The 5829-nt window shown below is 72.5% G+C and carries 6 protein-coding genes; all 6 read right to left on the bottom strand.

Translation table 11 applies throughout. The annotated features are described in order from the left end of the window. Positions 1–213: 213 nt before the first annotated feature. Positions 214–1431 carry a hypothetical protein gene (locus tag ACWDRR_RS43950; protein ID WP_449777966.1) on the bottom strand — a complete coding sequence of 406 codons (1218 nt, stop codon included), beginning with the start codon at positions 1429–1431 and terminating at the stop codon, positions 214–216. A 138-nt stretch (positions 1432–1569) separates the two neighbouring features. Next, positions 1570–1992, bottom strand: coding sequence for a hypothetical protein (locus ACWDRR_RS43945; protein ID WP_449777965.1), 423 nt, complete (start codon positions 1990–1992; stop codon positions 1570–1572). Between the two features lie 72 nt (positions 1993–2064). Continuing rightward, positions 2065–4062, bottom strand: a complete 1998-nt coding sequence (locus tag ACWDRR_RS43940; RefSeq protein WP_449777964.1) for a ParB N-terminal domain-containing protein — start codon at positions 4060–4062, stop codon at positions 2065–2067. Between the two features lie 98 nt (positions 4063–4160). Then, entirely contained in the window at positions 4161–4622 is a 462-nt protein-coding gene (locus tag ACWDRR_RS43935; RefSeq protein WP_449777963.1) for a DUF6197 family protein, read from the bottom strand. Positions 4623–4639: 17 nt separating this feature from the next. Beyond that, the gene (locus tag ACWDRR_RS43930) at positions 4640–4876 is read right to left on the bottom strand and encodes a hypothetical protein (protein WP_387888835.1); all 237 of its coding nucleotides are present in this window, start codon (positions 4874–4876) and stop codon (positions 4640–4642) included. 76 nt (positions 4877–4952) lie between these two features. Beyond that, positions 4953–5699: a DUF2786 domain-containing protein gene (locus ACWDRR_RS43925; protein ID WP_449777962.1), complete on the bottom strand. Its 747-nt coding sequence runs from the start codon at positions 5697–5699 to the stop codon at positions 4953–4955. Positions 5700–5829 lie beyond the last annotated feature (130 nt).

The following is a 5829-nucleotide window of genomic DNA, read 5'->3' as shown; positions in this document are numbered from 1 at the left end:
GCCCCCCCTCCCGGCGGGGGTGGTGGCGCGCGTGGCGCGCCCGGCCCGGTGGCCCCCCTTTGCGGGGGGGGGCCGCGGGGGGCGGGGCCGCCGGACGGGGGGTCACCCTGGCGGGCGGTGGGCGAGCGTGGGGGTGGGCGGCTCGATGCCGCCCGGCCCCACGGTGCGGCGGCCGGGGGCGGCCGGGCGGTGGTCTCCGCCCGGCCGGGCTTCCTAGGCGGCGACGGGTTCGCGCTCGGTGACGCGGCACCGGGTGAGCACGGTCTGCGCGGTCTCGCCGTAGGTGCTGTGCTCCTTGACGGTGCCGGTCAGCTCGACCTCGTCGCCCGTGTCCGGGACGGTGGCGGCGGAGGAGAACCAGACGAACACGTTGCCCTCGGCGTCCTGGAACTTGACCAGTCGGCGGCGCTGGGCGTGGTAGCCGTAGTGCCGCTCCTCCAGCTCGATCACGGTGGTGACGGTGGCGGGGACGGTCAGCCGCTCCCCCTTGGTGCCCTGCGGCTTGCTGTTCTGGGCGGCCCGCTCGATGGCTGCCTTCGCCTGGTCGCGGTGCCACCCGGCGACGGCGGACACCAGCGTCGGCAGGTGGCGGGGGGCAACGGTCTCGCCCTTGGCCAGCTGGCCCACCTTGTGGCGGTACTCGGAGAGGCTGCCGTACCCCTGGAGGGCCCACGCGCGGACGGCGGCGGCGGTACTGGCCGCGTCGGGCTCGGCGTCGATTCCGGCCCGCCACTCCTGCGGGGCCTTGCGGTCGAAGAAGTAGGCGTCCACCGAATCGGCGGTCGGCACGCGGTTCTTCCACTGCTCGGAGCGGCTGTAGAAGCGGCCGTCCTGGGTGACGACGGCGGCGGCCACCCGGAGCACCTCGTCCACCGCCACCCGCAGGTCGGCCGGGACGCCGCCCTCCTCGCCGTCCCAATCGGAATCCTTGATCGACCCGAGACGCCACAGGGCCTCAAGGCCCTTGATCGGCAGGCCCGTGTACGGCTCGACGCACGTGGTGCCCAACTGCTTGATCTCGCCGTTCTCGTGGCGGGCAAGGTAGGTGGCGGTGCGGTGCCGGGCGACGGAGCACCCCTGGCAGAACCCCTCGGTGGCGCGGTGCTGGCGGGCGGCCTCGGCGTACAGCTCGGGCAGGCCCGGGAACAGGCTGGTGATCGTCTCGCCCTCCTCGTCGTGGTCCAGGCGGGCGATGACGGTCCAGCCCTGGTGGCGGGGGAGGTCGCCGGAGATGGTCACGGTGACGGTGGGGCGCTTGCCGATCACGCGGCCGTCCGCGTCGCGGTAGTCGGCCAGGAACTGCGCGGAGATGTCGAGCGCGTACGGGCTGAGGCGGTGGACGGCGGCGCGGGCGTTGGTGGCCTCAACGAGCTGGCGGACGCGGGACTCGGCGGTCGCGGGGACGGAAAACCGCATGGCTGCGCTGGTCATCGTGGGTGCTCCTGCTGGTGAGAGAGATCGGGCCCCGGCCGGGCGGGTTGCCCTCCGCGTGCGGCCGGGGTCGGGTCGGGGCCGGCTGGCGGCCCGTGGGTCGGAGGGGGTGTTGCCCTCCCCCTCCGACACCACTAATTAAACCATGTTTTGGGGGGTGAGGCAAACATCCCGGCCGGGGATGTCGAGTGCGGCGCGGTCGCGCAGGAAGGCGGCGAACAGGGCGGCGGTGTAGCTGTCGGCGGTGCCGTAGGTGCGGCGGCTGTCCAGGGCCCCGATGCGCTCGCCGTGGTGGCGGACGGGGAACGGCTGGCCGGGCTCGGGGATGACGAGCGCGTACAGTCCGCGCGGGGTGTCCACGCGCAGGACGGCGGCGGCGGCCTCGCGGTCGTAGGCGGCAGACCAGCGGGTGGACCCGATGCCGAACTCCGAGAGTCCGGACGCGATGGCGCGGGCCTGCATGAGGTCGGCGGCAACGCTGGTGTTGGGCGCGGCGGGGGCGGCGGCGTATCCGCAGCAGTGGTCGTCGGTGTAGGTCTCGGAGAGGGCGGCGCGGGTCACGGTGGGGCTCCTGGAGGGGGTGGCCGGGGGCGGGGCGGGTTCCCGCCCCCGGCGTCGGATCGGCGGGGAGGATCAGGCGGTTTCGGCGTCGGCCGTCGACTCGGCGTCCGGCTGCGTGACCTCCGGCTCGTCGGCCGTCGGCTCCTCGGTGTCCGGCTCGGCGTCGCCCTCCGGCTCCGTGCCTTCCTGCTCCTCGGCCGCCTGCTCGGCGTCCGGCTCGGCCTCGCCCTCCGGGTTCTCGTCGGCCTGCTCCGGCCGGGCGTCGTGGGCGGCCTGCTCGTCCTCGCCTTCACCTTCGACCGGCTCGGCCTCCGGCTCCTCGTCGCCCTGCTCGTCGCCCTGCTCGGCCTCCGGATCGCCTCCGCCGAGCAGGGAGGCGCTGGGCTCCTCGTCGCCTCCGCCGAGCAGGGAGGCGCTGGGCTCCTCCTTCGCCCGGTCGTACGGCTTCCCGTCCACCACGGACCGCTCGATGAGCGTCAGCGGGTACCCGAGGGACTCCAGCACCCGGAACCATGCCGCTGTGGGCGTGCGGGTCCACGGGGCGTGCTGGCTGTCGGTCCGCCACGCCGACCGGTTCGCGCACTTCTCGCGGACGGCGGCGATGGCCGCGAACTGGAGCTGGGGGGCCTTCCTGGGGTCCTTGGCGGCGTACTCGGCGAACGCACTGCGGTGCGTGGCCTGCTGGGCGTTCAGGCCCAGGAAGTCAGCCAGGATCTCGGTGGTGAGCTCCTTGTTCAGGTCGTCGCAGATTCCCCAAGTGCCGCTGAGGAGAGCTTCGTTGACGTGGCGGATCAGCGCGATGGTGGTGGCCTTCGGGAGGCTGCGCGACTGGATGAGGTCCGCGAGCCACTTCCGGCGGATCGCCTCGGAGGCGTCCCAGTCGATATTGCCCGCCTTGACGGCGGCGCGGGCGGCGCGCTCGGCCTCGACCTCGGCGGCGGTGGCGGCGGTGCTGGTCCCGCTGCTCTTGGCGCTCTCGGGCGCGATGTGGCCGTACAGACCGGGGGCGGAGCAGTAGGGCTCGTACCGGTCACCGCGCCGATCGTCGAACACCCACACCTGCCCCTTGCAAGTGGCGTGCTCCTCGGCCTTGACGCCGCGCAGCTCCGATACAGCCGTGGCTCGCTCGGCCAACTCCTCGATGTCGCGGATCTTCTGTCCGGCGGCTTCCAGCTCCGCGCGGTGGGCCGCCGCCTTGGCCGCCTTGTCTCGCTTGACCCGCTCGACCTCGATGGCCCACTGGACCTTGGCCTCGTCCGCACCCTTGGCGGCGGCGGCCTTGGTGATCGCGGCGAGCGCCTCCGGGTTGTCGGCGAACTCGGAGAGGGCGGCCATGTTCTCGAACGTCCACGTGTAGCCGCTCGCGGCGCTGATGGCGGCGCTGAGCGTCTCGTCGTTGCGGACCTTGACGAGAGTGCGCACGTCCTTCTGCCGGACCCCCGCCGCCTTGGCGATGCGGCCGACCTGCGCGCCCGCCTCGGCGGCGCTGAACATGGCCTGGTTCATCTCCCGCGTCGTCAGGCCCTTGCGCTGCTCGGAGGTGGTGATCATGTCGAGGAACTGCCCGGCGGCGTCGCGGTCGTCGTCCTCCCACTCGTACGGCACGTGGGTGAGGCCCGCGTCCGTCGCACCGTAGAACCGCCGGTTCCCGTCGTTGACCTGGAGGACCCCGCCTTCAAGCCGCTGGATCTTGACGGGGATGCGGCAGCCCTCGACACGGAAGGACTCCACGAACCGCGCGTTGATGTCGAGATCCTCGCGGGCGTTCTCCGGGTGCGGGGTGAGGGCGTCGATCCGGATCACCGGGCGGGGCGTGAACGGCAGCTCCTCCAACCCTGCGTCGACGGCGGCGGCCAGACGCTGGAACCCGTCGATGATCTGGGGCACCCCGCCGTGGGTGTCCACGATGTACAGCGGCTCCTGGACGCCGTTGGCCTTCACGTCGGCCAGCAGATCGGCCGGGGGCTCGACGGAGCGGACGTTGCCGGGGTGCATGAGGAGTTCCGCGACGCTGATGGTCGGCCACGGGGCAGGAACGGTCTGGACGCCGGCTTCGGTCTTGGTGGTCATCGTCGTACTGCCTTCTGGTGAGAGGTCCCGCCGGGGCCGGTCGGCCCCGGCGGCGGTGTCGGTCGGGGGTGTTGCCCTCCCCCTTCCGACATCATTAATTAAACCATGTTCTGGAGGGTGGGGCAACCGGGGACGGTGTGATCGGCGTCACTCCGATAGAGGGCTGCGGTGGAGCGGATCAGGGCGGCGGCCTCGGCGGTGGTCCGCCCGGGGGTGTCGGTCCAGCACCACAGCAGGGTGCGCCGGTAGGAGTCTTCGGTGAGCCCCAGCTTGCGCCACCGGACGGGCGACACGGGGCGGCCGTGGGCCTGGTTGCTGAGCACCACCAGGGAGTCGAACAGGGACCGCTGGAAGACCTCCCACGCCTCGCCGCGCTGAGACCAGCGGGGCCGGGCGGCGCGCACGCCGCGCCCCCATGCGTGCAGGAGGTTGCACGGGGCGTTGTTGCCCATCCGTCCGGGCTGCCAGAGGTGGTCACCCTGATAGAGGCCGACGCGCTCGATGTGGTCGGCGGCGGCGGTGAGGATGCGGGCGGGGGTGGCGCGGTGCTTGCGGGGCATGACTCTCTCCTGGGTGGTCAAGACGCCTTGCTCTCAACGGACTTGGCGGCAATGGCGCAGTCGGTGCAGTGACAGGGGACGCGCCATTGGTGCCCGGCCGGGCTGGCGCTGGCGAAAGCGCGGGCGGCGCTCTCGCTGATCCGGCCGGTGCCCGGGATCTTCGGGGCGGCGGCGTTCCACGCCTGGGGGACGCTGTAGACCTGGAAGTAGTGGCGGCCGTCCTGGTCGGTCTTGGCGAACCTGATCCAGTCCATGTACACGCGGGGCTCCTCGAAGCGCGCGGGGGTGGGGCCGGGGCGGCGGGCCGCCGCCCCGGCGAGGGTGTGCGGATCAGGCGACGAGCGCCCCGGCGGACGCGGCTCCGATGCGGCGGGTTCCGCCGATGTCGGCGCGGTTGCCTGCGGCGATGCCGTCGCCGTACCCGCCGCCACTGGAAGAGGTGCTCTGCTTCCGGACCCTGGGGTGGGCTTCCTGGAACGCGGCCCGGACCACGGTGGCTCGGGCTGCCAGCACGAGTTCGCCGCTGCGGCCGGTGGCGGACGTCTCCCCGCTGGCGGCGGCTCGGGCGGCCTCCTCGATGGCCGCGAGCCGCTCGGTGACGCGCGTGATGAACCCGAGCTGCCAGGAGTTGCGCCACGCCTTCGCGCTGCGCACGCCGTACGGCACGGCCTGCCGGTTGAGGCCGTTGAGCATCTGGAGCTGGAGAGAGGCGTAGAGGATCTCCGCGCGCTGAACATCGGACTCGTAGCCGACCACGTGGACGCGGCGGGTGCCGTCGCCCTGCTGGCCCATGAGGATGGCCTCGCAGCCGACAGCTTCCGCGATGTGGTACATGAGGCGGACGCGGGACATGGACCAGGGGTTGGGGAGGTCGAAGTTCTTGTCCGTGACCCCGTCCCGTGACGGCTGCCCGTCGCTCAGCAGCGCCTCGTCCACGCCGTACCGGGCCATCATCTCCATCGCGCGGGCGCGGTAGATCTCGGCCTCCGCCTCAAAGGCGGCGGAGTTCTCGGCCTTGGCGAGTAGCGCCTTGATGGTGGCCAGCTTGGGGTTCACGTCCGCCTGGGGGGTCGCCACAGTTCTTCTCCTGGTGAGAGTGGGTGCCGGGGGCCGGTCAGCCCTCCGGAGGCCGGCGGGGTGTTGCCCTCCCCTTCCGACATGATTAATTAAACCATGTTCTGAGGGGTGGGTCAAGCCAGAGAACCGC

The organism is Kitasatospora sp. NPDC003701, assembly GCF_053587085.1.
The sequence above is the reverse complement of the archived record's forward strand: the minus strand, read 5'-3'. Positions and strand labels throughout refer to the sequence as shown.

What these genes read in the sequence shown, in the direction of transcription:
- ACWDRR_RS43935 (WP_449777963.1), bottom strand. Translation starts at nt 4,622, where the DNA reads ATGCCCCGCAAGCACCGCGCCACCCCCGCCCGCATCCTCACCGCCGCC.
- ACWDRR_RS43940 (WP_449777964.1), bottom strand. Translation starts at nt 4,062, where the DNA reads ATGACCACCAAGACCGAAGCCGGCGTCCAGACCGTTCCTGCCCCGTGG.
- ACWDRR_RS43930 (WP_387888835.1), bottom strand. Translation starts at nt 4,876, where the DNA reads ATGGACTGGATCAGGTTCGCCAAGACCGACCAGGACGGCCGCCACTAC.
- ACWDRR_RS43950 (WP_449777966.1), bottom strand. Translation starts at nt 1,431, where the DNA reads ATGACCAGCGCAGCCATGCGGTTTTCCGTCCCCGCGACCGCCGAGTCC.